1 rRNA gene and 1 pseudogene are annotated in these 1083 nt (G+C 70.6%); both read right to left on the reverse strand.

Features of this window, described 5'->3' with window-relative positions:
- A pseudogene (locus P3T41_RS36870) lies at positions 1-650 on the reverse strand (hypothetical protein); the annotation flags it as partial.
- Between the two features lie 328 nt (positions 651-978).
- A 5S ribosomal RNA gene (gene rrf, locus P3T41_RS36875) occupies positions 979-1083 on the reverse strand; the annotation flags it as partial.

The raw sequence follows: 1083 nt of genomic DNA on the forward strand, positions 1-1083 counted from the left end.
GACGGACGGTCGCCCCCGCGGTACCCACCACGGTCGCCACCGGACGGACGGTCGCCGTAGGACGGACGGTCATCACGACGGAACCCGCCACGGTCGCCGCCCGAGGGACGGTCGTCACGCCGGAACCCGCCACGGTCGCCACCGGAGGGACGGTCATCGCGACGGAAGCCACCACGGTCGCCGCCCGAGGGACGGTCGTCACGCCGGAACCCGCCACGGTCCCCGCCCGAGGGACGGTCGCCGTAGGACGGACGGTCGCCCCCGCGGTACCCACCACGGTCGCCACCGGACGGACGGTCGCCGTAGGACGGACGGTCATCACGACGGAACCCGCCACGGTCACCACCCGACGGACGGTCATCACGACGGAAGCCACCACGGTCACCGCCGGACGGACGGTCGCCACCGCGGTACCCACCACGGTCGCCACCGGACGGACGGTCGCGGTCGCCGTAGGACGGACGGTCATCACGGCGGAACCCACCGCGGTCGCCGCCCGAGGGACGGTCACCGTAGGACGGACGGTCGCCACCGCGGTACCCACCGCGATCGCCACCGGACGGACGGTCCCGGTCTCCGGAGGGGCGGTCGTCACGACGGTAACCACCACGGTCGCCACCGGAGGGACGGTCACCACGGTCGTCCCGGCGCGGGCCGCGGTCGTTCGACCAACCGCCGCGAGAACGGGGCTCATGGCCTCGGCCATCGTCAGATCGACGATCGGGGCGGTCCTGGGGCGGGTTCGGCATCGCGGTGACTCCTGTCTACATCATCAGCTGCGCCACGGGTCGGGCATCGCGTACACCCGCTGCGGCAGAGTGCCGGCCGTAGGCCAGGCACCATCTTCATTGTCAAGCATCAGCACCCGACCCGCGCTTGGGGAAGCAGTGGAGCTGAGCGGGCGGAGCTTGATCGTTCGCGGAAAACAAAAAGGCCGTGGCCCCAGCTCATCGCTGGGGCCACGGCCTATGAAGAATTGTTCGGCGGTGTCCTACTCTCCCACAGGGTCCCCCCTGCAGTACCATCGGCGCTATGAGGCTTAGCTTCCGGGTTCGGAATGTAACCGGGCGTTTCCCTCACGCT

Origin of the sequence: Kitasatospora sp. GAS204B, from assembly GCF_029892155.1 — a bacterium.
In the GTDB taxonomy this organism is placed as follows: Bacteria; Actinomycetota; Actinomycetes; order Streptomycetales; family Streptomycetaceae; genus Kitasatospora.